The organism is Corallococcus terminator (genome assembly GCF_049194865.1).
Classification (GTDB): domain Bacteria; phylum Myxococcota; class Myxococcia; order Myxococcales; family Myxococcaceae; genus Myxococcus; species Myxococcus terminator_A.
In genome coordinates this window covers 68,168-94,427 of record NZ_JBLZWL010000083.1, presented here as the reverse complement: position 1 = coordinate 94,427, position 26,260 = coordinate 68,168, and the positions used below count along the sequence as shown (strand labels likewise).

General features: G+C 68.7%; 14 protein-coding genes. 7 read left to right on the top strand and 7 right to left on the bottom strand.

From position 1 onward, the window contains the following. Positions 1–12: 12 nt before the first annotated feature. Complete coding sequence (locus tag ACN469_RS26375) at positions 13–1,128, bottom strand: Gfo/Idh/MocA family protein (RefSeq protein WP_498771988.1); 1,116 nt, start codon at positions 1,126–1,128, stop codon at positions 13–15. A 247-nt stretch (positions 1,129–1,375) separates the two neighbouring features. On the opposite strand from ACN469_RS26375, the gene ACN469_RS26370 reads away from it, so the two are divergent. From ACN469_RS26370 to ACN469_RS26360, 3 genes are all read left to right on the top strand, one after another. After that, a complete protein-coding gene (locus ACN469_RS26370; protein WP_498771987.1) occupies positions 1,376–3,715 on the top strand; it encodes a hypothetical protein in 2,340 nt (779 codons plus the stop codon). 151 nt (positions 3,716–3,866) lie between these two features. Beyond that, positions 3,867–4,991, top strand: coding sequence for an NAD(P)-dependent alcohol dehydrogenase (locus tag ACN469_RS26365; protein WP_498771985.1), 1,125 nt, complete (start codon positions 3,867–3,869; stop codon positions 4,989–4,991). 34 nt (positions 4,992–5,025) lie between these two features. Next, positions 5,026–5,865 (top strand): SDR family oxidoreductase, encoded by an 840-nt coding sequence (locus ACN469_RS26360; RefSeq protein ID WP_498771983.1) that lies wholly within the window; start codon positions 5,026–5,028, stop codon positions 5,863–5,865. A gap of 2 nt (positions 5,866–5,867) precedes the next feature. Here the strand turns inward: ACN469_RS26360 and ACN469_RS26355 are convergent, their stop codons facing one another. Both ACN469_RS26355 and ACN469_RS26350 read right to left on the bottom strand, forming a co-directional pair. Further along, complete coding sequence (locus tag ACN469_RS26355; RefSeq protein WP_498771981.1) at positions 5,868–6,233, bottom strand: hypothetical protein; 366 nt, start codon at positions 6,231–6,233, stop codon at positions 5,868–5,870. 80 nt (positions 6,234–6,313) lie between these two features. Beyond that, positions 6,314–7,546, bottom strand: a complete 1,233-nt coding sequence (locus ACN469_RS26350) for an MFS transporter (protein WP_498771979.1) — start codon at positions 7,544–7,546, stop codon at positions 6,314–6,316. A gap of 169 nt (positions 7,547–7,715) precedes the next feature. On the opposite strand from ACN469_RS26350, the gene ACN469_RS26345 reads away from it, so the two are divergent. The 3 genes from ACN469_RS26345 (at position 7,716) to ACN469_RS26335 (ending at position 10,143) form a co-directional block, all read left to right on the top strand. After that, complete coding sequence (locus ACN469_RS26345; RefSeq protein WP_498771977.1) at positions 7,716–8,603, top strand: LysR family transcriptional regulator; 888 nt, start codon at positions 7,716–7,718, stop codon at positions 8,601–8,603. A gap of 11 nt (positions 8,604–8,614) precedes the next feature. After that, a complete protein-coding gene (locus tag ACN469_RS26340) occupies positions 8,615–9,376 on the top strand; it encodes an SIR2 family NAD-dependent protein deacylase (protein ID WP_498771975.1) in 762 nt (253 codons plus the stop codon). Positions 9,377–9,573: 197 nt separating this feature from the next. Further along, on the top strand, positions 9,574–10,143 hold the full coding sequence (locus tag ACN469_RS26335; protein ID WP_498771973.1) for a hypothetical protein: 570 nt from the start codon (positions 9,574–9,576) through the stop codon (positions 10,141–10,143). Between the two features lie 31 nt (positions 10,144–10,174). Here ACN469_RS26335 and ACN469_RS26330 read toward each other — a convergent pair whose 3' ends face one another. The 4 genes from ACN469_RS26330 to ACN469_RS26315 all read right to left on the bottom strand — a co-directional run bounded on the left by ACN469_RS26330 (position 10,175) and on the right by ACN469_RS26315 (position 15,509). Beyond that, positions 10,175–12,784, bottom strand: coding sequence for a DUF5916 domain-containing protein (locus tag ACN469_RS26330; protein ID WP_498771971.1), 2,610 nt, complete (start codon positions 12,782–12,784; stop codon positions 10,175–10,177). Positions 12,785–12,870: 86 nt separating this feature from the next. Beyond that, on the bottom strand, positions 12,871–14,217 hold the full coding sequence (locus ACN469_RS26325; protein ID WP_498771969.1) for an MFS transporter: 1,347 nt from the start codon (positions 14,215–14,217) through the stop codon (positions 12,871–12,873). Further along, entirely contained in the window at positions 14,147–15,127 is a 981-nt protein-coding gene (locus ACN469_RS26320) for a TauD/TfdA family dioxygenase (protein ID WP_498771967.1), read from the bottom strand. The genes ACN469_RS26325 and ACN469_RS26320 overlap by 71 nt, the downstream gene beginning before the upstream one ends. A 214-nt stretch (positions 15,128–15,341) precedes the next feature. Next, positions 15,342–15,509, bottom strand: coding sequence for a hypothetical protein (locus ACN469_RS26315; RefSeq protein WP_498772027.1), 168 nt, complete (start codon positions 15,507–15,509; stop codon positions 15,342–15,344). Here ACN469_RS26315 and ACN469_RS26310 point away from each other — a divergent pair. Then, positions 15,450–26,240, top strand: coding sequence for an amino acid adenylation domain-containing protein (locus tag ACN469_RS26310; RefSeq protein WP_498772025.1), 10,791 nt, complete (start codon positions 15,450–15,452; stop codon positions 26,238–26,240). The genes ACN469_RS26315 and ACN469_RS26310 overlap by 60 nt on opposite strands. Positions 26,241–26,260: the final 20 nt, after the last annotated feature.

Genomic DNA, 26,260 nt, shown 5'->3' with positions numbered 1-26,260 from the left:
ACACGCTTCAGCTCACTCCACCGTGGGCGACGGCGCGTTCACCGGCTCCGGCGGCTCGATGGCCGGGCGGACGCTGAGCTGGTCGATGGACGGCCGCTGGCGCCGCTCGAAGGGCTCCAGCTTCACGGCCTGCCCCGTGCGCGCGGACTCCTGGAGCGCGACAATCACCCGGAGGTCCGCCAGCCCCTCCCAGCCCGACGGCTCGGGCTCGCGGTTCTCCAGGATGCACCGTGAGAAGTAGAGCAACTCCGGCGCGAACTGGTCCTGCTTCGCGAAGGTCCGCTCCTCCGTCTTCCCATCGACGGTGATGAAGTGCTTGCGCTCGGAGTCGTACCCGAACCCCGGGTCCGCGCGCAGGTCGCCCTTCGAGCAGATGACCCGGTAGCTGGAGACCGCGGACGCGGCGTGGCTGATGCCGAACTGGCCCATCCGCCCCTCGGAGAAGCGCAGCAACGCGAACGCCGTGCCGTCAACGCCCTTGAAGCGCGCGTCAGGGTCCTCCTGCGTGAAGCACACCACCTCCGTGGGTTCGGCCCCGAAGAGGTAGCGCGCGGCGTTGATGGGATACGGCCCCTCGTCGAGCAAGGCCCCGCCCCCCACGTCGGCGCGCGTGCGCGTGTCTCCCGAGCGCACCTGCTGCGTCATCACCGCGGAGAACATCCGAGGCTCGCCCAGCTTGCCCGAGCGCAACAGCTCGATGGCTCGCAGGTTCGCCTCCTCGAAGTGGAGCCGGTAGGCGACCATCAACCGGACGTCATGCTCGTCCGCGACGCGAATCATCGCCTCGCAGTCCTCCACCGTCGTCGCCATCGGCTTCTCGCACAACACATGCAACCCCGCCCGAGCGGAGCGCTCGGTGAACTCGCGGTGCAGCGTGTTGGGCAACACGATGTAGACGGCGTCGACCTCCGCATCCCGGCAGACCTGCTCGAAGTCCTCGTAGCCCGCGCAGTGTTCAACACCGTACTGCTTGCGCAGTGCCTCACGCTTCGTTCGGTCCGACGAGAAGATGGCCACCAGCTCGGAATTCTCTCCCGCGTTCTGGAACGCCGGGAGGATGGCCACCTGCGCCAGATTCCCCGCTCCCACCACCGCATAACGAATCCGCCGCGAGCCACGCTGAGCCATGGGCACACCTCCTCTGGAGGACACGCTGTGCGCCAGGGAGCAGGGTCACAAGTCCCCACCAGGGCTCCGGGCTTCCCGCACGACTGGACGGTGGGCTGACCAGCGACCAGGTCGCCGCGACGAAACGCGGTGAGGGAAGAAAAGGGGGCAGTGCCGTTCAGCCAGGGCAGGCCTCGGAATTCGCAGCCAGCTCCGCCGCTCGGGAGTGCCGTCTGTCGTTGTCGCACCTCCTTCCCCTGGACGACCCATGCGTAGAAATCCGCGGTTGACCCTTGTCCTCTCCGTCGCCATGGCGGTGAGCCTCTTCGGCTGCCAGAGCGCTGAGCCTCCCGTGAGCCCGGAGCCCTCTACCGAGGAGCGCGTCGTCACCTACGGCCACGGTGCCTTCATCGGCGAGGGTGGAAAGGTCCTCACCGCCGACCTCGGACTGGTGCGGCGCACCCAGCAAGAATTCCTGGAGACCTTGCGGCGTCAGGCCCTGGAGAAAGGTGGCCTCGACCTCGACGGCCCGCGCAAGGTCATCACCAGTCAGGTGGAGGACCAGGTCCTCGCCAACGCGCTGTACATCGACTGGCTGAACGACACCCTGCACTCCGAGGACTTCACTCGCATCCGCGCCCTCAACGGGGCCCTGCGCACGCACTACCTCAAACGCCTGAGCACCTCGAAGGTGGGGCGAGACGAGCAGCACGAGACGAAGGGCGTGGGCTCCGACATCGCACGGAAGCTGGAGGCCCAGGGCATCACCACCTTCTCCATCACGGAGAACAGCGGAGCCGCCTACATCCGCGAGTGTGCCGCCGCGGGAGTCCCCATTCCTCCGCCCATGTTCTCCGCGGGCTGGGTCAACCGAGGCGTCATCGAAGACGAGTTCATCAGCACCTCCGAGAAGGCGGAGCTGATGCACTACACCAGCGACAAGCCGCCGGGCGTCTGCCTCGCGCTGCCCCGCTACCTGCGTGACGACAAGTCCATCGATCTGCTCGGCATCATCTGCCTCGGCACGCTCAGCAACAAGGCGTGCTTCTGGGACAACCCCGCGAGCAAGACCTTCATCCGAGACGTGCAGGTGGACATCAAGGACTTCGTCGGAGGCTATGCCCTCGAAGCCAACGGCCAGGGCACCTGCTCGGATTGCCACGCGGGCGAGAATCCCTTCGTCGTCCACCCCGAGAAGCCGCCCTTCATCGGCTTGGACCTGTTCGGGACGGGCTGGTACGAGCCCATCGTCCATCCGAACTGGCCGCAGAACCCGGGCCCCTCGTATCTGCTGGAGGCGGTGTCCTCCGAGGGCCGCTGCGACACCTGCCACCGCGCGGGCGGCTCCGGTCGCCGCTTCCCCGCGCTCTCCAAGGAGCTGCCCGGCTACTGCGGTGTCGTCCTCGAGACGGCCGTGAGCGCTCCGCTGCCCGGGACGATGCCGCCTTACGGCGCGAACCGCTCGCAGTTCAACGCGCACGTGGATGCGCTGCGCAAGGCCTGCAAGGCGCCGAAGCCGACGGGGACCACGGTGCCCGGCAACATCCCGGATGACACGGGCTACCTCTCGCCGCCCGTGGTCATCGACCCGTTGTATGGCTGCGCGACGCAGGTCGCGGTGCGCGGCGCGGTGCTCGACGCGAAGGTGACGCTGACCATCAACGGCACCGACGTGGGCTCGCTCATCGCCAGGAACCCCGACCACGAGGTGTTCAACGTGCCGGCGCTGGTCGCGGGCGACAAGGTCACCGCTCGGCAGGAGAGCGGCGCGGCGGTCTCCGGCCCTTCACCGGAGATCAAGGTCCGCGACCACAAGGTCGACTACCCCGCGGGACTGCCCGCACCCGTCATCGACCCGGCGCTCATCTACGAGTGCGCGGAGGTCATCTCCGTGCGCCACGTCCCGGGCGCGAAGCTCACCGTCACGGTGAACGGCGGCTCGGCGGTGTCGTCGTCGACCAGCACGGACTGGACGGCCATCCGTCCGGGCAAGACGCCCTTCGTCGTGGGCGACGAGTACAAGGCGGCCATCAGCCTGTGCGGCGACAAGAGCCCGGAGTCCGCGCCCCAGAAGGCCGTGAAGGCGCCCGCGAGCATCCCCGCGCCCTCGTTCGACCCGCCGCAGACCTTCGCGGGACAGCAGCTGGTGAGCCTGGGCTCGCTGACGAACGGCGCCCGCACGAGCATCGACGTGCAGGGTGTGGGCTCCGCGGGCGGCTTCTCCACGCCCATCTCCTGGTTCCCGAACTACGACTTCGCCACGCCCCTGGGCCGGGCCCTGAACTCCGGCGAGGTCCTGGTCGCGCAGCAGAAGCTGTGTCAGGCGGGACCGCCGAACCAGACGCCTCCGGCGGGAAGCTGCAAGGAGCTGCAGGCGCCGCGCATCCTCCAGCCGCTCGCGGGCACCCACTTCGTCATCGTGTCGCAGGCCATCCCCGGCGCGCGCATCCGAGTCTATGACGCCAGCAACAAGGAGATCGGCGATGGCAGCGGCAACGTCATCCTGCTGAGCCGCGACCTGGTGGCCACGGACATCCTCACGGTGGTCCAGCAGGTCGGCAAGTGCACCAGCAGCACCGCGTATCGCATCAGCGTGCGCGGCGGGTAGTCACCGCTCGAAGCGAGGGAGGCCCGGTCTCGCCAGCCAACGGGCGTGGGCCGAGCCTCCCTGCTTCCCCGCCGAAAGCGGCGGGCAAGACTCCTCTCCCTGCCGGGGCATCCGTACCCTAGCCAGGACCGGCATCGAGGGGAGAGAGCCAATGAGTGAGCAAGCCCAGGCCAGGGCGGCCGTCGTGTGGAAGAAGGGCGGCCCCTTCCAGCTCGAGGACGTCACCATCGAGGCCCCCGAGGCGGACGAAGTGCTCGTCCGGATGGTCGCCACGGGCATGTGTCACACGGACATGGTTGTCCGTGACCAGCACTACCCCCTGCCGTTGCCCATCGTCCTCGGACATGAGGGCGCGGGCGTCGTCGAGCGCGTGGGCAGCCGGGTGACCAAGGTCGTGCCGGGCGACCACGTCGTCATGGCCTTCACCTTCTGTGGGAAGTGCGACCTGTGCCAGTCGGGGCGTCCGGCGTACTGCCGGGAGTTCTTCGCCCGGAACATGGGGGGTGGGCGGATGGACGGGTCCACCTCGATTCAGAAGGAGGGCAAGCCCCTCCATGACCACTTCTTCGGCCAGTCCTCTTTCAGCACCCTCGCCATCGCGACCGAGCGCAACATCGTGAAGGTGCGCAAGGACGTCCCGCTGGAGCTGCTCGGGCCCCTGGGGTGCGGCATCTCCACGGGTGCGGGCGCGGTGATCAACTCCCTGCGCATGACGGCCGGGCGCACGTTCGCGGCCTTCGGCTCCGGTGCGGTGGGGCTGAGCGCCGTCATGGCCGCGCGGCTGGTGGGGGCCACCACCATCATCGCCGTGGACACCAGGCCCAACCGCCTGCAACTGGCGCTGGAGCTGGGGGCCACGCACGCGGTGAATGGACAGAACGAGGACGCGGTGGAGTTCGTCAAGCGCGTCACCGGAGGCAAGGGCGTGGACTTCACCCTGGAGTCCACGGGGCACCCGAAGGTGCTGCGGCAGGCCATCGACTCGCTCGACATCCTGGGGACGTGCGGCGTCGTCGGCGCGCCGCCCGTCGGCACCGAGGCGAGCTTCGACGTGAATGACTTCATGATTCCCGGCAGGAGCGTGCGCGGAATCGTGGAGGGCGACAGCGTGCCGGATGTCTTCATCCCCCAGCTCATCGACCTGTACGCCCAGGGGAAGTTCCCGTTCGACAAGCTGGTGAAGTTCTATCCGCTGGAGCAGATCAACCAGGCGGCCATGGACTCGGAGAAGGGTGACACGCTCAAGCCCATCATCCGGATGACGCGGCCTGGCTGAGGCCCGCGCGTCACATCCCACGGAAGGAGACGTCATGGCGGACACACCGATTGCCGTCACCGGCTGCACGGGCCGACTCGGGGGACGTATCGCCCGACGGCTCGCGGACCAGGGAGTCGCCCAGCGGCTCATCGTCCGCGACGCGAAACGGGCCCCTTCCCTCCCTGGGGCCGAGGTCCGTGTCGCGACGTACCAGGACCGGGACGCACTCGCCCGCGCGCTGGAGGGCACGCGGACGGTGCTCTTCGTGTCCGCGAAGGAGGCTCCGACGCGGCTGGAAGAGCACTTCGCGTTCATCGAGACGGCGGCGGCGGTGGGCGTGGAGACGCTCGTCTACACGTCGTTCTACGGCGCGGCTCCGAACGCGACCTTCACGTTCGCCAGGGACCACTGGGCCACCGAGCAGCGCCTGCGTGAACAGCGCTTCTCCTCGGTGATGTTGCGCGACAACCTCTACCTGGACTTCCTTCCCATGCTGGCGGGAGCGGACGGGGTGATTCGAGGTCCCGCTGGCAATGGACGTGTCGCCGCGGTGGCCCAGGATGACATCGCCGACGTCGCCACCGCCGTGCTGATGAACGCTCGCGAGCACCGGGGCCGCACGTACTCGCTGACCGGCCCCCAATCACTGACGCTCGAAGAGGTCGCCGCCGTGCTCAGTCGCAAGCTGGGGCGCCCCATCCGCTACTACGCGGAGAGCATCGACGAGGCCTATCGCTCGCGCGCCCGCTACGGCGCCGAGCCGTGGCAGGTGGACGCGTGGGTGAGCACGTACACAGCCATCGCCGCGGGGGAGCTGGCGGAGGTGACGACCGACGTGGAGCGGCTCGCGGGACATGCGCCCATGAGCCTGGAGGCCCTGCCGGTGACGTGAGGTCAGGGCGCGGGCTTGCGAGCCTTCACCACCCGCCGCAGCTCCTCCGCGATGAGGTCGAGCTTCTGCTCCGTGTCGAAGCCCTCGCAAGTCGCGCGGTACTCGGTCTCCTTCGCGTCCGGGCTCGGGATGACCCAGAGCTTCTCGCAGTCACAGCGGAGCTTCGCGAGCAGCTTGCGTCCCTTCTTCGCGCGCAGCTCCGCGACCCAGCACGAATCCGCGCAGCCACATGAGCGGTACTCCAGCACCTGGGACTTGTTCTCCCAGGGAAGCGTATAGAGGGGGTGTTGCGCCACCGCGCGTCCTGGAAGCCCCAGGAGCGCGACACCCACCAGGCCCAGCCACGACACGGCACTCCGCTGCTGCATGGTCCACCCTCGGCCGAACAGCGCGCGCCCGGGAACGGGCTCGCACGGGCATGGAGCATAGCCGCTCGGGCTGTCGCGGCTCAGCGCCGTGGTGCGGGAGGAAAGCCGTGGCGCTTCGCCGACCAGACGACGAGCAGCGTCGGCACCAGCAGGATGACCAGCAGCCAGGGGAACGCGGTGGCGCCCAGCGTCTCGAGGAGCACGCCTCCGGCGATGCCACCGCCCGCGATGGCGATGTTCCAGGCGGTGACGATCATCGACTGGGCCACGTCCGCGGCCTCGCCCGCCGCCTTCGCGGAGGCGGTCTGGAAGAGCGTGGCGACCCCTCCATAGGCCAGCCCCCAGATCGCCACCCCCACGTAGACCACGGCGGGAGTGCTCCCCCAGAGGCCGAGCGCGAAGGACACCCCCAGGAGCAGCGCCGTGCTGGCGAGCACCAACTCGCGCAGCCACCGGTCAATCAACACACCGATGACCCAGATGGCGACGAGCGCGAACACACCAAAGACAAGCAAGACGACGTCGATGTCCTTCGCCAGGCCCGCCGGAGCGAGGAACGGGGCGATATAGGTATAGAGGACGTTGTGCGCGAGCACGAAGGCGAGCGTGGTGAACAACACGGACCGGATGCCCGGAAGCATGAAGACCTTCTGGATCGACATGTGACGCTCCCCGCGCTGGCCTGGGAAGTCCGGGAGCCGGGCGAAGGCCCAGCCCGCCAGAAGGAGGGACAGGACGCTCATGATGCCGAAGGTGACGCGCCAGCCGACAGCGGCGCCCAGGAAGGTCCCCGCCGGGATTCCGAGCGAGAGCGCCAGCGGAATCCCCACCATGGCGACCGCCATCGCCCTGCCCTGCTGGTGCTCCGGCACCATCCGAGCCGCGTAGCCCGCGACGAGGGCCCACAGCAGTCCCGCGAACATGCCGGCGAAGAACCGGGCGCCGAGCGTCAGCACGAAGTTCGTCGACACCGCCGTCACGGTGTTGACGACGGCGAAGCCCAGGATGGCGAAGAGCAACACGGGTCGCCGTCGCAAGCCCTGCGTCGCGGTCGTCAGCGGAATCGCCGTCAGCAAAGTGCCCAGGGCGTAGAGCGTGACGAGCTGGCCAACCAGCGCCTCCGACACCGCCAGGTCCGCGCTCATCCTCGGCAACAGGCCCGCGGGCAGCGCCTCCGTGAGCACGGTGATGAAGGCCGCCATGGCCAGGGCGAGCAGCCCGGCGATGGGCAACCGCTCGGACTTCTCGGGTGTTTCGTCATCGGAACGGAGGGCGGGCGCCACCTGAGCGCCGGTCGGAGTCGTCGAAGTCATGGATGCCGCCAGTCAGTGAAGTGGAAGGACGGGGCTGCCCACGCCCTCGGGGCGCGGCGACGCCCGTCAACGTCGATGACGGAGACAATAGATTCGGGATCTACGCGCGACCATCGCGCTACAGTTCCGAGCACATCGGACAAAATTGTCCGCAATCGAGGTATGGTGCATGGACAGTCTGGGGTCGCTCAACGCCTTCGTGCAGGCCGCTGACGCGCGCAGCTTCACGCAGGCGGGACGGCAGCTGGGGGTGTCGTCTTCGGCGATTGGAAAGGCCGTCGCCCGACTGGAGGAGCGGCTGGGCGTGCGCCTCTTCCATCGCTCCACCCGCACCATCACCCTGACGCCGGAGGGCTCGCTCTTCCTGGAGCGCTGCCGCCGCATCTTCTGTGAAATCGAGGCCGCGGAGCTGGAGCTGGCGCAGACCCAGGGCGCGCCGCGAGGCAGGCTGCGGGTCAGCATGCCCATCGTCGGCATGTTGATGATGCCGACGCTGAGCGCCTTCATGCGTGCGTATCCCGATATCGAGCTGGACCTCGACTTCTCGGATCGGCTCGTGGACGTGATTGATGAGGGCTTCGACGGTGTGGTGCGCGCGGGCGAGGTGAGCGACTCCCGGCTGATGGCGCGCGTGCTGGGCAGCTTCCGGCTCACGCTCGTCGGCTCGCCGGACTATCTGGCGCGGAGGGGAACGCCGCGAAAGCCCGAGGACCTCCAGTCCCACGCGTGCCTCCACCACCGCTTCGCGACCAACGGCAAGTTGGAGCGCTGGCCGCTGAAGCGCGGGCGCAAGGAACTGGAGCTGCCGACGACGGCGGTCGTGAACACCATCGAGCCACTCATCTTCATGGCCGAGCAGGGACTTGGCATCACCTGCCTCCCGGACTTCGCCATCCGCCGCCAGCTCGCGGACGGCTCTCTCGTGGCGGTGCTTGAGCAGCACACCCAGCACCAGGGCACGTTCCGGATGCTGTGGCCCTCCAGCCGCTATCTGTCCCCCAAGCTGCGGGTCTTCGTGGACTTCATGGCGAAACACCTCTTCGCCAGCAGCCGGTAGACTGGATCGACATGCGCACCGATGAGACCACGTTGCAGCGACTTCGCGAGCGGCTCCTGGCGGGCTCCTGGCGCCACATCGTGGTGCTCACCGGCGCGGGCATCTCCGTGGCCTCGGGACTGCCCACGTACCGGGGGCCTGGTGGCCTGTGGACGCGTCCCGGAATGGAAGAGGTCCCCGACGCGGAGCTGTTCGCAAGAGAGCCTTCGCGCGTCTGGAAGCTCTTCGGCTCGCTGCGCGGACTCGTGGCGAGCGCCCAGCCGAACGCGGCGCACCTCGCGCTCGCGGACTGGGCGCGCCGGTTATCGAAGGACCAGACCTTCACCCTCCTGACGCAGAACGTGGATGGGCTCCACACCCGCGCGGGAAGCCAGGAGGTCGTCGAGCTGCACGGCTCGTTGCTGCGCACCTGCTGTTCCCAGCCCACGTGCACGCAGAGTCCCTTCGTTGACGCGTCACAGCCTGATGAGGCCCCGGCGTGTTCCGTGTGCGGTCATGCCCTTCGTCCCGATGTCACCCTCTTCGGGGAACCCCTCCCCGTGGATGCCGAGTGGACGGCCAAGAAGGCACTGCGCGACTGTGACCTCTTCCTCGCCATTGGAACCTCGGGGACGGTGGCGCCAGCGGCCAACTTCGTCAGGGGCGCGAAGTACGCGGGGGCCTGGACGATCCTCGTCAACCTCACACCCATGGAACCTCGCCATCCCGACTTCGACGACGAGGTCTTCGGGCCCGCGGAGCAGGTCCTCCCGGTGCTGCTCGGGCACTCTTGAAGGGGCTGATCGTCTCCCCCCACGTGGGCGTGGTGATTCAATGAGAGAGAACATCCCGATCATCCGTCTCGAGACAAAGCGTGGCGTTCTGGTGGCTCGCGACGGAACTGGAGATGCAACGCGTCAGGTGCCCCCAGCAGGGTTGTCCGTTTGGACCCTTGAGGAAATCAGAACTCGGATGCCCCAGAATGGCGGGCATGAACTATCCGAGTCGTCTTGCCGCGCTGTCATGGATGACCACCGCCCTGCTCCTCACCGCATGCGGTGGAAGGGACGCCACGGGGGAATGTCGGGGCAATCACCTGGGCGAGTCCGTGAACTGGCCCATTGATGGTGAGAACTCCTGGGTGTCGGACGACTACTCGGCCAACACGGTGTACTTGACCTACCTCCCGCGCGGACAGGCGGGCCTGACGGGCTTTGGCGCGGAGATCGGCCTGACCGGCGGATCGATCAGCAGCTCGCGGACGGTGGCGCTCATCAGCACGGAGAGCGGACTTGAACTGGCGGAGAACTCGCTGGTGCTCGACTGGGATGGCACCGTGAGCACCTCGTCGGGTTACGGGACAGGCTTCCACGAAGTGTCCGGGATTCCGGCGGGGGGCTCCGTGACAATCGACGTGGTGGACGACGAGCGCGCCGCGGGGCGCTTCGTCTACCGCTATTCGAATGGCGACGAGCTGACCTGCACCTTCGACGCGCCGACGCCCGCCGCGGCCGAAGGCATCTTCGGCGGTGGTGGTGGCGACGATGATGACGACGACTGACCCTGCCCGGCCCCGGACGGCGTGAAGGCGCTCAGCCCGCGGGGAACCACCACGTCAGCTTGAGCGCGAAGGTGTGGCCCCCCGAGCTGAGCAGCGCATCGCCAAGGGCCCGCGGTGCCAGCGCATTTCCCAGCAGCGCGCTGGCGGAGCGGTCCTGCTGCCACACCGCGAAGAGCGTGCTGCCCGGGTGCCACTCCCAGCGCAGCACCACGTTGCTGCGGAACGAGCGCACGTTGAAGTTCTGGTTGTCCAGGTAGAACGAACGCGCGCCGTCCGTCACGTCCCAGCCGCCGTCGTCGCCTCGCACGAGCGTGGTGCCATCCTCGCCATAGCCGCGCAGGAGGCGCCCCCTCGCCCGGGCCAGCTCGCCCGGCGCGCTGTAGACGCCACTGGACGCGAAGGGCTCCGCGTAGGCCTCCAGGCTCAGGTCCGGCGTGAGGAAGAGGTTGGCGCGCAGCCGCAAGGCCAGCTCGCGGCGCCGCACGGTGCCGAAGACATAGCGCCGCCCATACGTCTCCTCCCGCCCGTCCTCCAGCGTGGCCATGTATTGGCGGGCCTCCGTGTAGAGCGAGCCCACGGGCTCTAGCGACAGCCGCAGGTTGCGCAGGGGCTGCACCGTGACGGCGCCCGTCACCGTGACGCCACGACTGCCGTCCTCGTACGTCCACCCCAGCGCGTCCAGGCTCCAGAGCTGGGTGCTGGAGACGTTGTTGTTCAAGAGGAGGTTCGCCTCCCAGCCCTGGGGCGTCTGCATCAGCGGCCCACCGCGCGTCAGCGCGTCCGAGAAGGCTCGCGGCAGGTACGTGAGCGACAGGCTGGCCTCCCAGAAGTTGAGGAAGGTCACCTCGCTGGAGAGCACGAATTGATTCACCGTGCGCACGCCGCCGTGGTTCCAGTTGCCGTAGCCCAGCAGGCTCAGGCTGTAGGCTCGCAGCAGCGAGCCCGGGTTCGTCTCGCGGTACGTCAGCCCCAGGTTGACGTCCAGGTCGTCCGTGGTGCTGAGCCGGCCCAAATCGTTCAGCTCGAAGCCAGGGGACTCCACACCCACGCTGCCGTTCCACAGCCAGTGCTCGCCACTCTGGCGAAGCACCTTCGCACCCACCGCATAGCCGGACATCGAGCGGGCCTCCGGATCCAGGTGGACATAGGTCTGGTCCGGACGCTGGAAGTAGCGGGCGCTGGAGCGCTGCAGGCGGAGGAGGGCCTCCGGCTCGCCTCGCACCAGGCTGCCACCCGCGAAGCCGGAGACGATGTACTCGCCCCCGAGCAGTCGCAGCCGGAAGTCCGCGCCGCCCGTGTACGCCTCGCGGGTCAGCTCCCGCGTGCGGCCCTCCCCTTCACCGATGTCGCGGTGGAGGGTGGTGAGGGTGGCACCCACCGTCGAGCCCTTGCTCAACTCCTGCTGCGCGCGCAGCACGCTGTAGCCCGTGCGCGAGTCCAGCTTCACCCGCGCCTGCTCGCGGGTGTCGTAATCGTAGGTGTCCGCGTAGCCATCTCCCGTGACGGCGCCGAGGACGCCCAACGACAGCCCCGAGGACAGCCGCCCGGTGAGCTTCGCCGCGCCCCAGATGGTGCTGGCCTTGAGCGGCTCGACGTACGCCGCGCTCGCGCCGAGCCGGGGCGCCGCGCCGATGCGCCGTGAGTAGAAGTACGCGGGCCCCGCGTTGTTCGTGTTGTTGTTGTTGAAGAGCTGCCGCCCCTCGGTGAAGAAGGGCCGTCGCTCGTCGAAGATGGCCTCGAAGTCCGTCAGGTTCACCTGGGCCGGGTCCGCGTCGATCTGCCCGAAGTCCGGGTTCACGGTGACGTCCAGGTTGAGATTGGGCCCGAGGCCCACCTTCCCATCCAGGCCCACGCGGGCCGAGTACGGGCGCCGGTTCTCGAACGGCGTCCCGGCGCGCGGGTTCTCCCCCGCGTCGGCGCGCAGGTCTCCCGCCACGTAGGGCAGCAGCTCGATGCGATGCGAGGGTGCCACGCCGCGCAGCCCGGAGAGCTCTCCGAAACGGGAGGACCAGCCGGTGATGTCGCGCGGCACCACCACCCAGAAGTCCTCCTCGTTGCGGCGAGGGATGACGCGGTTGATGTTCAGCCCCCACACCTGCTCGTTGGCGGCATCGAAGCGCAGTTGCGAGAAGGGGATGCGCAGCTCGGCGACCCAGCCGTCGGAGGTCTGCGTGGTGCGCGCCTCCCACACGGGGTTGAAGGACAAGTCCCTCACGTACTCGTGGTCATCCGGGTGGTACCAGTCCACGCGCACGCCGGCGGCTGTGACGGCGAAGCTGTAGGCGGTGCGCCGGTCCCGATAGGTGTCCAAGGAGATGATGAGGCGCTCGGCGGAGCCGCTCTCATCCCGCCGGGTCATCACCGTCTCGATGTCGTCCAGGCTCATGCTGGACATGCGCGCGCCCACATAGAGGGCGTCCGCGTCGTAGACGAAGGCCACCTCCGTCTTCAGCGAGGCGGGCAGGCCCTGCTCCGGCTCCTTCTGGAGGAAGTCACTGGTGAAGACGGCGCGCTTCCAGACCTCGTCGTCGAGCACCCCGTCCAGCACCGGTCCCTTCTCCACCTGCTGGGCCTGGAGGTGGCGCGAGTCGAGCGGTGCTCCCTCCTGCGCCCGCGCCGTGAGGGCCACCCACCCAAGCACCCACAGGCCCCTGGCGGCTCGCGCACCGACACCGCGCACTGTTGAAAGGAGGGCTCTCATGGTGAAGGCGCGAACCACGCATCCGCTCACTTCGCGCCGACGGCGGCCGGCGCGGGCACGGGTGCCTCGGCGACCGCCCCGGCGCGCAACGCGACCACCGCGCGGGACAGCCGACTCCCCGTCACCAGCGCCGCCACCAGCAGGATTCCCCCGGCGAGGCCGGTGACGTGCCGGGTGTCCACGTGGGCAATCAGGTAGCCCGCGCTGCTCGCGCCCAGCAACAAGCTGGCCGTGCTCACGGAGCGGAAGACGCCCATCACCCGCCCCAGCAGCCCCAGCTCGACATGGGTCTGCATGAGCGGCCCCAGCCCCACGTTGAGCAGCACGTTGCCCAGGCCAATCAGCACCATGCCGCCCATGGCGACCGCGAGCGAGGGCGCCACGGCCATCGTCAGCACGCCCGCGCCGCAGATGCCCAGCCCCAGGCCCGGCAGCCACTCCAGCCGCAGCCGGCGATGCAGGATGCCGGCGACGGCGAAGCCCGCGAACATCGCCACGCCCAGCGTCATCCCCAGCCAGGCCAGCCGGTCCTCCGGCAGCCCCAGCTCCCGGGTGACCAGGTAGATCTGCACCACCTCGATGAGCCCGGAGGCCGCCATGGCCATCGCCCCCAGCCCCAGCAGGCTGCGCACGAAGACGCTGCCTCGCACGTAGGCCAGCCCCTCGCGGGCCTCGCGCCACACCGAGGCCACCGCCTTCCCCGGCGTGCTCACGCAGCGGGCACGAATCGCCAGGTTGATGCACATGGCGACCAGGAACGACGCCGAGTCGAGCGCGAAGCTCACCCACGGCCCCAGCATGAAGAAGATGCCGGTGCCCAGCGCCATGCCCAGAATCATGATGGCGCTCGACGTGGCCTGGCGCAGCGAGCTGGCCGCCATCAGGTCCTCGCGCGGCACCGTCGTGCGAATCAGCGCCACGCGGGCCGGGTCATAGAGCTGCTCCACCGCGCTCGAGCAGAACGCCACCACGTACGCCAAGGGCAGGCTCTGCTTCGCCACCGCCACCAGCTGCAGCAGGCTCAGCACGCAGCGCGCGGCATCACAGAAGACCAGGACGCTTCGCCGCTCCCAGCGGTCCGCCAGGGTGCCCGCCGTCAGGCCCAGCAACAGCGCGGGGGCGGTGGTGGCCACGGTGATGGCCGCCGTGGCCACCGGCGACTCGCCCCCGGTGACGGAGAACACCCAGTACAGCAGCGCCATGTTGCGCAGCCAGTCCCCGAGTCCGGAGACGAGCTGGCCCGACCAGATGAGCGCGAAGTCACGATGTCTCAGGACCGCGAAGATGGAAGCCTCCTGCCGCTCAGCGCTCGGTGCGCATCTCGCCCATCGCCACGACGACCCGACGCGCTCCCACGAAGGGCGTCCGACCATGGGTCACGAGCATGTTGTCCAGCATCATCACGTCACCCGCCTGCCAGGCAAACGCGAACGTCGTCTTCCGGTACGCCTCTCGCACCTCGTCCAGCTCCGCGTCGGAGATGGGCGTGCCATCCCCATACAGGCTGTTGCGTGGCAGGTCCTGCTCCTTGAAGACCAGCCGCATCGCCGCGCTCACCCGCGCCCCCAGGTTGGACACGTGGAAGAGATGCGCCTGGTTGAACCAGACGGCCTCTTGCGTCTCCGGGTGGCAAAGGACCGCGGGCCTCACCGAACGCGTGCGCATCCGCTGGCCCCCCAGCCACTCGACCTCGATTCCCACCCGCCGACAGTATTCATCCACCTGGCCCCGGTCCTCTGTCTGGAAGACCTTCTGCCAGGGCAGGTCCACCCCTGTGCCGTAGTTCCTCACATACATCACCCGCTGCCGGGCGAACCGCTCCCGCAACGCGGGTGACAGCAGCGTGTAGACCTCGCGACTGTCGGCGATGGGTGTCGCACCGCCCTCCGCGGACGGCTGCACACAATGAAAGAACAGCTTCATGGGCCACGCGGACGCGTAGGACATTTCATTGTGTTGCGGAATGGTCTCGTTGGCGGGGTACTCGGTGGAGGTGTAGACCTTGCCACTCACCTCCGTGCGCGGCGTGGAGCGCTCCTGGTACTCGGCCAGGGTCGGCTGGATGGCCTCCGCGAAGCGCTCGAAGGCCTCTACGCCGTCCACCCGAAAGCCCCGGAAGAGCATGGCGGGCCGCTCTCGCAAGAGGTGCCTCAGCGCCTCGGCGTGCGCCCGTCCCCACTCCACCAAATCCGTGCCCTCCCGCTCCGGACTCATCACCAGGAGACAGGCCGGAGCACCGGCCAGGGGCCGCTGCACCACGTCCGACAGAATCCGCGAATCCACCACCAGCTCCTACTCGTGCCAGAGCCTTGCGGCTCCGCCGATACGGAGGACCCATTGGCACCCAGGCTCGGGAGAGGCGCCACGGACCCCACTTGACTTCCTAGCTATACCACTTAAAAGATTTAAAAAAGATTAGCAAGAATCACCGAGACTGAGTTGGACAAACACCGACTCGGGTCCCTACGGACGGCGTTGTCACAGCTCCGTCTTCGACTCAATCCACCAGGGAGTTCGCTTGGCTTACGCCAGCCATCAGCACCGACCCATCGCGGGTCGGTCTCACGCCGTCTTTGTCTCGCCTGGACAGAAGCGTTTCTGGTTTCTGGATCAACTGGAGCGGCGCAATCCCTTCCATAATCAAGTCGTCCAGGTAGAACTTCACGGTCTCGTCGAAACAAATGAGCTCAAACGACACCTGTCGGTCCTGACCTGGCGACATGAGGTGCTCCGCACCCGCTTCACGGCACGCGGAGGTAAACCCATACAATCCGTCCAGGCCGAGTTGCCCCCCGCCTTCAATCAGGTCGACCTGTCGGGTCTGTCCGCGGGCGAGCGAGAGGCGCGCGCAGCGGAGCTGGTGAACGCGGAGGCGCTGTACCCCTTCGACCTGGAGCAGGGTCCGCTGCTGCGCGCGACCCTGGTGAAGTGGGCCGAGCAGGAGCACCTGCTGGTGCTCGGCCTGCACCAGATGGTCTGCGACCCGGGCTCGGTGCCGGTGCTGGTGGATGAGCTGGCGGCGTTGCTGAGCGCGCGGGAGGACGCGCCGCTCCCCGCCGTCCCCCAGTACGCCGACCTGACGGAGCGGCAGCAGCACTGGCTGAGCTCCGGGGAGGCCCGGGAGCAGGTGGAGGCCTGGCGCGAGGTGCTCGACGGCGCCCCCCAGGTGCTGCTCCTGCCCACGGACCACGCGCGCACGGCGGTGCAGACGTACAACGGCGCCACGCTGAAGGCGGTGGTGCCCGGCGAGCTGTCACACGCGCTGGAGTCACTCGCCCGTGACACAAAGGTGACGCTGTCGGACACGCTGCTCGCCGCGTTCCAGGCCGTGCTGCATCACCACACCGGCCAGGACGAGCTGTGCATCGGGACGCCGGCCAGCTTGCGAGACGCGGACGCGGGCGGCGCCCTGGGCTGGTTCGGAAACATGCTCGTGCTGCGCGGAACGCCGCGCGGGGACTCGCCGTTCAGTGCGTTGCTCGCGCGGACGCATGAGACCCACCAGTGGGCCCTGCGCCACGCGGCCGTGCCCTTCGAGCATCTGGTCGAAGCGCTCCAGGTGGAGCGCAGCCTGGTGTTCACCCCGTTCTTCCAGGTCACCTTCGAGCTGGAGTCCTCGCCGCCTCCCGTGAGGATGCTGCCGGGACTCCGGCTGCACCAGCGGCCCCTGGAGTCGCGCTTCGCCCGGTATGACCTGTCGCTGGCCGTGACGGTGACGGAGCCGGGGCTGGAGCTGGCCTTCACCTTCAACACGGACCTGTTCGAGCCCGCCACCGTCGAGCGGCTCCAGCGGCACTTCGTGAACGTGTTGCGGCAGGTGGTGGCGACGCCGGACGCGCGCATCTCCGAGCTGACGTTGCTGTCGCCGGAGGAGCTGGAGGTGACGCTGCGTGCCTGGAACGCGACGGCGGCGGAGTACCCGCGCGAGCGCTGCATCCAGGACCTCATCACCGAGCAGGCCCGCGTGCGGCCCGAGGCGGTGGCCATCACGCTCGGAGCGGAGCACCTGACGTACGGGGCGCTGGAGCAGCGCTCCAACCAGGTGGCCCACGCGCTGGCGCGCCGGGGGATGGGCCCGGGACGGCTCGCGGGCATCTGCATGGAGCGCTCGCTGGAGCTGATCGTCGGACTGCTCGGAGTCCTCAAGACGGGCGGTGCCTTCCTTCCGCTGGACCCGGGCTACCCGCGGGAGCGGCTGCGCTACATGCTCCGGGACTCGGATGCGCGCGCGCTGTTGACCCAGGAGCGGCTGCTGGAGCGGCTGCCCGTCCAGGACACCCTCCAGGTGCTCGTGCTGGACCGGGAGCGGCTGGACGCGGAGCCCTCGGCGCCGCTGGACTCGCGCGTGACGTCGGACCATCCGGCGTACGTCATCTACACCTCGGGCTCGACGGGCAAGCCCAAGGGCGTGCTGCTGCCGCACCGGGGACTGGTCAACCACGTCACCTCGGTGCGGGGCGCGTATCGGCTCACGCCGGAGGACCGCGTCCTGCAGTGCAGCTCCATCAGCTTCGACATCTCGCTGGAGGAGATCTTCCCCACGCTGGCCAGCGGGGCCACTCTGGTCCTCCTGCCGTTCGAGCGACTGCCCTCCGTGGCGGAGTTCCTGCGGCTGGTGGAGCACGAGCGCCTCACGGTGCTGAACGTGCCCACGGCCTACTGGCACGAGTGGGTGACGGACGCCACGCTACGGCAGGTGCTCCCGCCGCCCGACGTGCGGCTGGTCATCGTGGGCGGCGAGCGGGCCTCGCCGGAGCAGCTCGCGTCCTGGCGGGCGCTCACGGGAGACCGGCTCGGGTGGATCAACGCCTATGGCCCCACCGAGGCCACAGTCACCTCCACCCTCTTCGCGCTGCCTCCGGGCGGCCCCGCGCCGAACGCGCACATCGGCATCCCCATCGGTCGGCCCATCGCCAACACGCAGGTCTACTTGCTGGATGCGCATCAACGGCCGGTGCCCGTAGGGGTACCCGGGGAGCTGTACATCGGCGGTGACGGCCTGGCCCTGGGCTATCTGGGCCGCGCGGAGCTGACGGCCGAGCGCTTCGTTTCGGACCCCTTCGGTGGCCGGCCCGGAGCGCGGCTGTACCGCACCGGAGACCTGGCCAGCCACCTGCCGGACGGGACGCTGCGCTTCCTGGGACGGGTGGACCACCAGGTGAAGGTGCGCGGCTTCCGCATCGAGCTGGGAGAAGTCGAGGCACGCCTGTCCGAGCACCCCGCGGTGCGCGAGGCCGTGGCGGTGGCGCGCGAGGATGCGCCGGGCCAGACGAGGCTGGTGGCCTACGTGGTGCCCGCGCCTCCGGGCGAGTCCTGGGGTGAGGCCGTCGACGAGGAGGTGCTCAACGCCGAGCAGATCTCCCAGTGGCAGACGCTCTATGACGACGCGTACAACCGCGCCGCCGACGAGGAAGACGCCGAGTTCAACACCGCGAGCTGGAACAGCAGCTACACGGGTGAGCCCATCACCGCCGAGGAGATGCAGGAGTTCGTGGACCACACCGTCCAGCGAATCCTGGAGCTGAAGCCCCGACGGGTGCTGGAGATCGGCTGCGGCACGGGCTTGTTGCTGGTGCGAATCGCGCCGCACTGCGAGCGCTTCACCGGCGCGGACTTCGCGCGGGGCGCGCTGCGCGGGCTGCAACGTTTCGTGGACCGGATGAAGCCTGGCCTGGGTGAAGTCGAGCTGCTGCACCGGGGCGCGGACGACTTCACGGGCATCGAGCCCGGCTCTCACGACACCGTCGTCATCAACTCCGTGCTGCAACACTTCCCCACGGTGGAGTACCTGGTGAAGGTGCTGGAGGGCGCGGTCGCCACGGTGGGCCAGCAGGGCCGCGTCTTCGTGGGTGACGTGCGCAGCCTGCCGCTGCTGGAGTCCTTCGCGCTGTCGGTGGAGTTGTTCCGGGCGCAGGACTCGATGACGCTCGAGCAGCTGTCACGCGATGTGCGACGTCGGGTGTCCCACGACAACGAGCTGGTGGTGGACCCCGCCTTCTTCCTCGCCTTGCAGGCCCACCTGCCACGAATCCACCGCGTGGACCTCTGGCCCAAGCGGGGCCAGCACCACAACGAGCTGACGTGCTTCCGCTACGACGTGGTGCTGCACGTCGGCGACCCCGCGGCGGCGGTGGAGCCAGACGGCGGACGCGTCCTGGACTGGAAACGCGACGGCTTCACGGTGGAGACGCTGCGGCGGATGCTGGAGGCCGAGCGGCCCGACCAGGTGACGGTGCACCGCATCCCCAACTCCCGCCTGGAGGAAGTGCTCCGCGTGCGGGAGGTGCTCGCGCGCGACGAGCCCCCGGCCACGATAGGAGCGCTGCGCGCCGAGGTGCGGGGTCAGCCCGCGGCGAGCTGCGTGAACCCCGAGGAGCTCTGGGCGCTGGCGGAGGAGCTGCCCTATGCGGTGAGCCTGCACTGGTCCGGCGGCGAGGAGGACGGAGCGTTCGAGCTGCGCCTGCTCCGGCATGGCGCGGTGGCCCCCGCCCGTGCGTCCGGGCGCGCCTTCACCCCGAAGTCCTGGCGCGCGTACACGAACCAGCCCCTGCAGGCGGCGCTGACGCGTCAGTTGGTGCCGCTGCTCCAGGAGCACCTGCGGCAGCGGCTCCCCGAGTACATGGTGCCCTCGGCGATCCTGAGCCTGGACGTGCTGCCGCGCACGCCCAACGGCAAGGTGGACCGCAAGGCGCTCCCCGCGCCCAGTCAAGCGAGCCTCGCGCGCCAGGACACCGCCGAGGCCCCCCGCACGCCCGTCGAGGAGCTGCTCGCGGGCATCTGGGCGGAGGTGCTGGGCGGCGGCGCCTTTGGCATCCATGACAGCTTCTTCGATCTGGGAGGACACTCGCTGATGGCCACGCAGGTCATCTCCCGCGTGGGCAGGGCGTTCGGCGTGGAGCTGCCGCTGCATGCGCTGTTCGAGACGCCCACCCTGCGGGGGCTCGCGGAGAAGGTCTCCACGGAGCTGAGGAGCCATCGGGGCGTGAGCGCGCCTCCGGTGAAGCCCGCTCCTCGCGGCGAGATGGTGCCCGCGTCCTTCTCGCAGCGGCGGCTGTGGTTCATGCAGCAGCTCCATCCGTCGAGCGTCTCCTACAACACACCCTTCGCCATCGGGCTGGAGGGACGCGTCGACGTGTCGGCGCTGGAGCGGAGCCTGCAAGCGCTCGCGCAGCGGCACGAGTCCCTGCGGACCACCTTCACCGAAGTGCAGGGCGAGCCGGTCCAGGTCATCCAGGCGTTCCAACCGCTGTCGCTGTGGGTCGTGGACCTGCGTGATCTGCCCGAGGCCGAGCAGCAGCGGCGACGCCAGGAGACCCTCGACGCCCAGGCGCGGACGCCGTTCGACCTGGAGCGGGGTCCGCTGCTGCGACAGGCGATCATCCACCTGACCGAGGACCGCCACGTCCTGCTGCTGACCCTGCACCACATCGTCTCCGACGGCTGGTCCATGGGCGTCATGCTCCAGGAGTTGGGGACGCTGTATGCGTCCTTCAAGGACGGGAATGAGTCGCCCCTGGGGGCGCTTCCACTTCAGTACGCGGACTTCGCCCTGTGGCAGCGGCAGTGGTTGCAGGGTGCGCCGCTGGAGAAGGGCCTCGCGTACTGGAAGGAGCAGCTGGGGTCGGCGCGTGGAGCGTTGGAGCTTCCCACGGACCGGCCTCGCGCGGCGGCGAGGCTGCACCCCTCCGCCATCGAGCGGGCATGGTTGTCCGCACCGCTCGTCGCGCAGCTCCAAGCGCTGAGTCGCAAGGAGGGCGTCACGCTGTTCATGACGCTGCTGGCCGCGTGGCAGACGTTGTTGCGGCGCTACAGCGGGCAGGAAGACATCAGCGTCGGCACGCCCATCGCCAATCGCAACCGCGCGGAGCTCGAAGGGCTCATCGGCTTCTTCGTCAACTCGCTGGTGATGCGCGCGGACCTGTCGGGCGCACCGACATTCCGAGAGCTGCTGGGCCGCGTGCGAGAGGTCGCCCTGGGTGCCTATGCCCACCAGGACATTCCCTTCGAGCAGATCGTCGAGACGGTGAGCCCCGAGCGCCGGATCGACCAGCATCCCCTCTTCCAGGTGATGTTCGCGCTCCAGAACGCGCCGCTTCAACTTCCACGGCTCGACGGGCTGAGCATGTCCTTCGAGGAGCTGGGGACTGGCACGGCCAAGTTCGACCTCATCCTCACGGCCGAGCAGGCCGGGAACGAGCTGGCCGTCTCACTGGAGTACGACACGGACCTCTTCGACGCGGCCACCATCGAGCGCATGCTGGGCCACTTCGAGACGCTGCTCTCCGCCGCCGTCCAGCAGCCCGACACCGCCATCACCGCGCTCCCCTTGCTCTCGGATACCGAGCGTCGGCAACTGCTCGTCGACTGGAACGCCACCTCCACCGACTTCCCTCGGCGGCAGTGCATTCACGAGCTGTTCTCCGCACAGGCCAGTGCCACTCCCGACGCGCTCGCGCTTCGCTTCGGTGACGACAGCCTCACGTACGCGCAGCTCGAGGCCCAGGCCAATCAGCTCGCCTGGCACCTCCAGTCCCTCGGCGTCGTCCCAGACACGCTCGTCGGCCTCTACCTGGAGCGCTCTCCTTCTCTCATCGTCTCCATGCTCGCCTGCCTCAAGGCCGGCGGCGCCTACCTCCCTCTCGACACCTCCTACCCTCCCGAGCGCCTCGCCCTCATGCTCCGGGACTCTCGCGCTCCTCTCCTCATTACCTCTCGCGCGCTCTCCCAGAGCCTCTCGCTTCCGAGCGACGTGCGCCTGCTGGAGCTGGAGGCCGAGTCCTCCGCAATCTCCCAACTCCCCACGCACGCGCCAGACAGCGCCGCGACGCCGGCGAATCTCGCCTACGCCATCTACACCTCCGGCTCCACCGGCCAGCCCAAGGGCATCGCCGTCCCCCACCTCGGCGTCGTCCGCCTCGTCCGCGACTCCGACTACGTCCAGCTCTCTCCCGCGGACAGCGTCGCCCAGGTCTCCAACGCCTCCTTCGACGCCGCCACCTTTGAAATCTGGGGCGCCCTCCTCAACGGCGCTCGGCTCGTCGGCATCCCTCGCGACGTCTCCCTGTCGCCATCGCTGTTCGCCGCGCGGCTTCGTGAAGAGGCCATCTCCACCCTCTTCCTCACCACCGCCCTCTTCAACCAAATCGCCCACCACTCCCCGAGCGCCTTCGCCACCCTCTCCTCCGTCCTCTTCGGTGGAGAACTCGTCGACCCCGACGTCGTCCGCTCCGTCCTCCTCCACGGCCCTCCCTCTCGCCTCCTCCACGTCTACGGGCCCACCGAGAACACCACCTTCAGCACCTGGCACCTCATCTCCTCTCCTCCTCCCCCTCTCCACACCGTCCCCATCGGCAAGCCTCTCTCCAACTCCTCCTGCTTCATCCTCGACGACTCGCTCCAGCCTCTCCCCCTCGGCGTCCCGGGCCAGCTCTACGTCGGCGGCGACGGCCTCGCTCGGGGCTACCTCCACCAGCCCGAGCTGACTGCCTCCCGCTTCATCTCCAACCCCTTCTCCCCCGACTCCCGCCTCTACAAAACCGGCGACGTCGCGCGCTTCCTCCCTGACGGCTCCATCGAGTTCCTCGGCCGACAGGACAACCAGGTGAAGCTTCGCGGCTTCCGCATCGAGTTGGGTGAAGTCGAAGCCGCTCTCCTTCGCCACCCCGCCCTCAACGACTGCGTCGTCCTCGCTCGCGAAGACTCTCCGGGCTCTCGCCGCCTCGTCGCCTACTTCTCCTCTTCCTCTCCTCCCTCCGGCTCCGAGCTGCGTGACTTCCTCAAGCGCTCCCTGCCCGACTACATGCTCCCCGCTGTCTTCGTCTGCCTCCCCTCCCTTCCCCTCTCCCCCAACGGGAAGGTCGACAGGAAGGCCCTTCCTCCCCCAGACGACTCCCTCTCCCACTCCGACTCTTTCCTCCCTCCTCGCTCTCCTCTCGAAGAGCTCCTCTCCAACCTCTGGGCTCAGCTCCTCGGCCTCCCTCGCGTCGGCGTCCTCGACAACTTCTTCGACCTCGGCGGCCACTCCCTCCTCGCCACCCAGCTCGTCTCTCGCATCCGCACCCGTCTCGGGAAGGAGGTGCCACTGCGCGCCATCTTCGAGAACCCGACCGTGGGCGGACTGGCGCAGGTGCTCGAGGGGCCCAAGGAGGACGCGGAGACGGGGCCGCTGCTGCCCATCTCGCGGGAGCAGGAGCTGGAGGCCTCCTTCGCGCAGCAGCGACTCTGGCTCGTCGACCAACTCCAGCCAGGCGCGTCTTTCTACAACGTCCCCACGGTGCTTCGATTGAAGGGGCCCTTCCAGGCGCACCTGTTGGAGAAGAGTCTCAAGGAGATCATCCGGCGGCACGAGGCGCTGCGCACGACGTTCGAGAACCGCGGCGGAAGGCTGGCCCTGCGAGTGTCGGGAGAGCTTCCCGCCCTCGATGTCGCCGTCGTCAACCTGACGCTCCTCGCGGAGTCCGAACGAGAGCCACGCGCCCGGGAGCTGATCGACGCCGAGGCAGCACGCCCGTTCGACCTCGCGCAAGGACCCCTCCTCCGCACGCTCCTCATCCGCCTGAACGAAGCCGAGCACCTCCTGTTGCTGACGGTGCACCACATCGTCGCGGACGGCTGGTCACTGACCGTCTTCTTCCAGGAGCTCGGCACGCTCTACGAAGCCTTCAGCCAGGGCACTCCGCCGAAGCTCGCCCCACTGCCCCTCCAGTACGCCGACTTCGCGCACTGGCAACGCCAGTGGCTCCAGGGCACGGTGCAGCGGACCCAGCTCGACTACTGGAAGAAACAGTTGGCCGGAGCCCCGCCGCTCCTGGAGCTGCCCACGGACCGCCCGCGTCCGCCCACCCAGCGGCACCAAGGGGCGACGCGCTGGTTCACGCTGGAGTCCTCGCTGGTCGAGTCGCTTCGTCGACTCAGTCGGCAGGAGGGCACCACGCTGTTCATGACGCTGCTCGCGGCGTGGCAGACGCTGCTGTCGCGCTACAGCGGACAGCATGACATCAGCGTCGGCACTCCCATCGCCAGCCGGAGCCGCGCGGAGCTGGAAGGCCTCATCGGCTACTTCATCAACTCCCTGGTCATGCGCACGGACCTGTCCGGCGCGCCGTCGTTCCGGGAGCTGCTGCATCGCGTACGGGAAGTGGCCCTCGATGCCTATGCCCATCCGGACATTCCCTTCGAGCAGGTCGTCGAGGCACTCCAGCCCCAGCGAGACCAGCGCTACACGCCGCTGTTCCAGGTGATGTTCAACCTCCAGAGCGTCTCCACGATGTCCCTGGTGCTGCGCGACTGCGAGGTCCATCCCGAGGAGATCCAGACGGGCGGCTCGAAGTTCGACATGCTGATGGCGCTGGAGGAGACCTCCGCGGGAATCGTCGGGGAGCTGGAGTACGACACGGACCTCTTCGACGCGACCACCATCGAGCGGCTCCTGGGCCACTTCCAGACGCTGCTCGCCGCTGCCGTCCAGCATCCCGACACCGCCATCACCGCGCTGCCCCTCCTCACGGACGCCGAGCGCCAGCAGCTCCTCGGGGACTGGAATCGCACGTCCACCGACTTCCCCCGGCGGCAGTGCATCCACGAGCTGTTCTCCGCGCAGGCTCGCGCCACCCCTGACGCGCTCGCGCTTCGCTTCGGTGACGACAACCTCACGTACGCGCAGCTCGAGGCCCAGGCCAATCAACTCGCGTGGCACCTTCAGTCCCTCGGCGTCCGTCCCGACACGCTCGTCGGCCTCTACCTGGAGCGCGCGCCCTCTCTCATCGTCTCCATGCTCGCCTGCCTCAAGGCCGGCGGCGCCTACCTTCCGCTCGACACTTCCTATCCCCCGGAGCGGCTCGCCTTCATGCTCCGGGACGCGCAATCGCCGCTGCTCGTCACGTCGCAAGCCCTCTCCAAGAGCCTGCTAGTTCCAGCCAGCGTTCACGTGATTGAGCTGGACTCCGACGCCCCGGCGATCTCCCGCAACCCCACGCACGCGCCAGACAGCTCCGCGACGCCGGCGAATCTCGCCTACGCCATCTACACCTCCGGCTCCACTGGCCAGCCCAAGGGCATCGCCGTCCCCCACCTCGGCGTCGTCCGCCTCGTCCGCGACTCCGACTACGTCCAGCTCTCCCCTGCCGACAGGGTCGCTCAGGTCTCCAACGCCTCCTTCGACGCCGCCACCTTTGAAATCTGGGGCGCCCTCCTCAACGGCGCTCGGCTCGTCGGCATCCCTCGCGATGTGTCCCTGTCGCCCTCGCTGCTGGCCACGCGGCTTCGTGAGGAGGCCATCTCCACCCTCTTCCTCACCACCGCCCTCTTCAATCAGATCGCGAACCACGCCCCGAGCGCGTTCGCCACGCTCTCCACCGTGCTCTTCGGCGGAGAGACCGCCGACGCGGGAGCCGTCCGCGCCGTGCTGCTCGCGGCCCCTCCCACGCGCCTCCTCCACGTCTACGGGCCCACCGAGAACACCACCTTCAGCACCTGGCACCTCGTCTCCTCCTCGTCGATGCCGGCGAACACCGTCCCCATCGGCGGGCCGCTCTCCAACTCCACGGCGTTCATCCTCGACGAGGCGCTACAGCCTGTCCCCATCGGCGTCCCAGGGGAGCTCTTCGTCGGCGGTGACGGGCTCGCGCGCGGCTACCTCCATCAACCCGAGCTGACCGCCACGCGCTTCATCCCCAACCCCTTCGCTCCGGACTCGCGCCTCTACAGGACAGGTGACCTGACGCGCTGGCGGCCCGACGGCGCACTCGAGTTCGTCGGACGACGTGACCACCAGGTGAAGCTGCGGGGCTTCCGCATCGAGCTGGGCGAAATCGAGACCGCCCTCTTCAAGCACCCGGCCCTCCGGGAGTGCGTCGTGGTCGTTCGCGAGGACGTCCCTGGAGATCGCCGCCTCGTCGCCTACTTCACGTCGGAGGCGCCCGTCTCCGGCACGGAGCTGCGCGACTTCCTCCAGCGCTCGCTGCCGGAGTACATGCTGCCGTCCGCGTTCGTCAGCCTCACGGCCCTGCCCCTCTCTTCCAATGGCAAGGTCGACAGGAAGGCGCTGCCGTCGCCTGACACCTCGGGCCCCGCGGCCGATGACCATGTCGAACCCAGCTCGCCCGTGGAGCACGTGGTGGCCGAGCTGATGGCGGAGGTCCTCAACGTCCCCCGGCTCGGCATCCACGATGACTTCTTCGCGCTCGGCGGACACTCCCTGCTGGCCACGCGCTTCATCTCGCTGGTTCAGGAGATTCTCCAGGTCTCGGTGCCGCTGCGCGTGCTCTTCGGCCATCCGACGGTCGCGACCTTCGCCGAAGCCCTCTTGAGTTCCCCGACGGACAGGGAGGAGCTCCTGCGCACCGCGGAGCTGGTCCTCTCGCTGACGACTCAACCTGACGACGCTCCTCAGGACTGAGCGCAGAGCCCTCCGTCTCA

Excerpts from the sequence above, each read along its gene's own strand:
- ACN469_RS26355 (WP_498771981.1), bottom strand. The coding sequence starts at position 6,233 with ATGCAGCAGCGGAGTGCCGTGTCGTGGCTGGGCCTGGTGGGTGTCGCG.
- ACN469_RS26345 (WP_498771977.1), top strand. The coding sequence starts at position 7,716 with ATGGACAGTCTGGGGTCGCTCAACGCCTTCGTGCAGGCCGCTGACGCG.
- ACN469_RS26340 (WP_498771975.1), top strand. The coding sequence starts at position 8,615 with ATGCGCACCGATGAGACCACGTTGCAGCGACTTCGCGAGCGGCTCCTG.
- ACN469_RS26370 (WP_498771987.1), top strand. The coding sequence starts at position 1,376 with ATGCGTAGAAATCCGCGGTTGACCCTTGTCCTCTCCGTCGCCATGGCG.
- ACN469_RS26350 (WP_498771979.1), bottom strand. The coding sequence starts at position 7,546 with ATGACTTCGACGACTCCGACCGGCGCTCAGGTGGCGCCCGCCCTCCGT.
- ACN469_RS26325 (WP_498771969.1), bottom strand. The coding sequence starts at position 14,217 with ATGGTCGGACGCCCTTCGTGGGAGCGCGTCGGGTCGTCGTGGCGATGG.
- ACN469_RS26335 (WP_498771973.1), top strand. The coding sequence starts at position 9,574 with ATGAACTATCCGAGTCGTCTTGCCGCGCTGTCATGGATGACCACCGCC.
- ACN469_RS26375 (WP_498771988.1), bottom strand. The coding sequence starts at position 1,128 with ATGGCTCAGCGTGGCTCGCGGCGGATTCGTTATGCGGTGGTGGGAGCG.
- ACN469_RS26360 (WP_498771983.1), top strand. The coding sequence starts at position 5,026 with ATGGCGGACACACCGATTGCCGTCACCGGCTGCACGGGCCGACTCGGG.
- ACN469_RS26365 (WP_498771985.1), top strand. The coding sequence starts at position 3,867 with ATGAGTGAGCAAGCCCAGGCCAGGGCGGCCGTCGTGTGGAAGAAGGGC.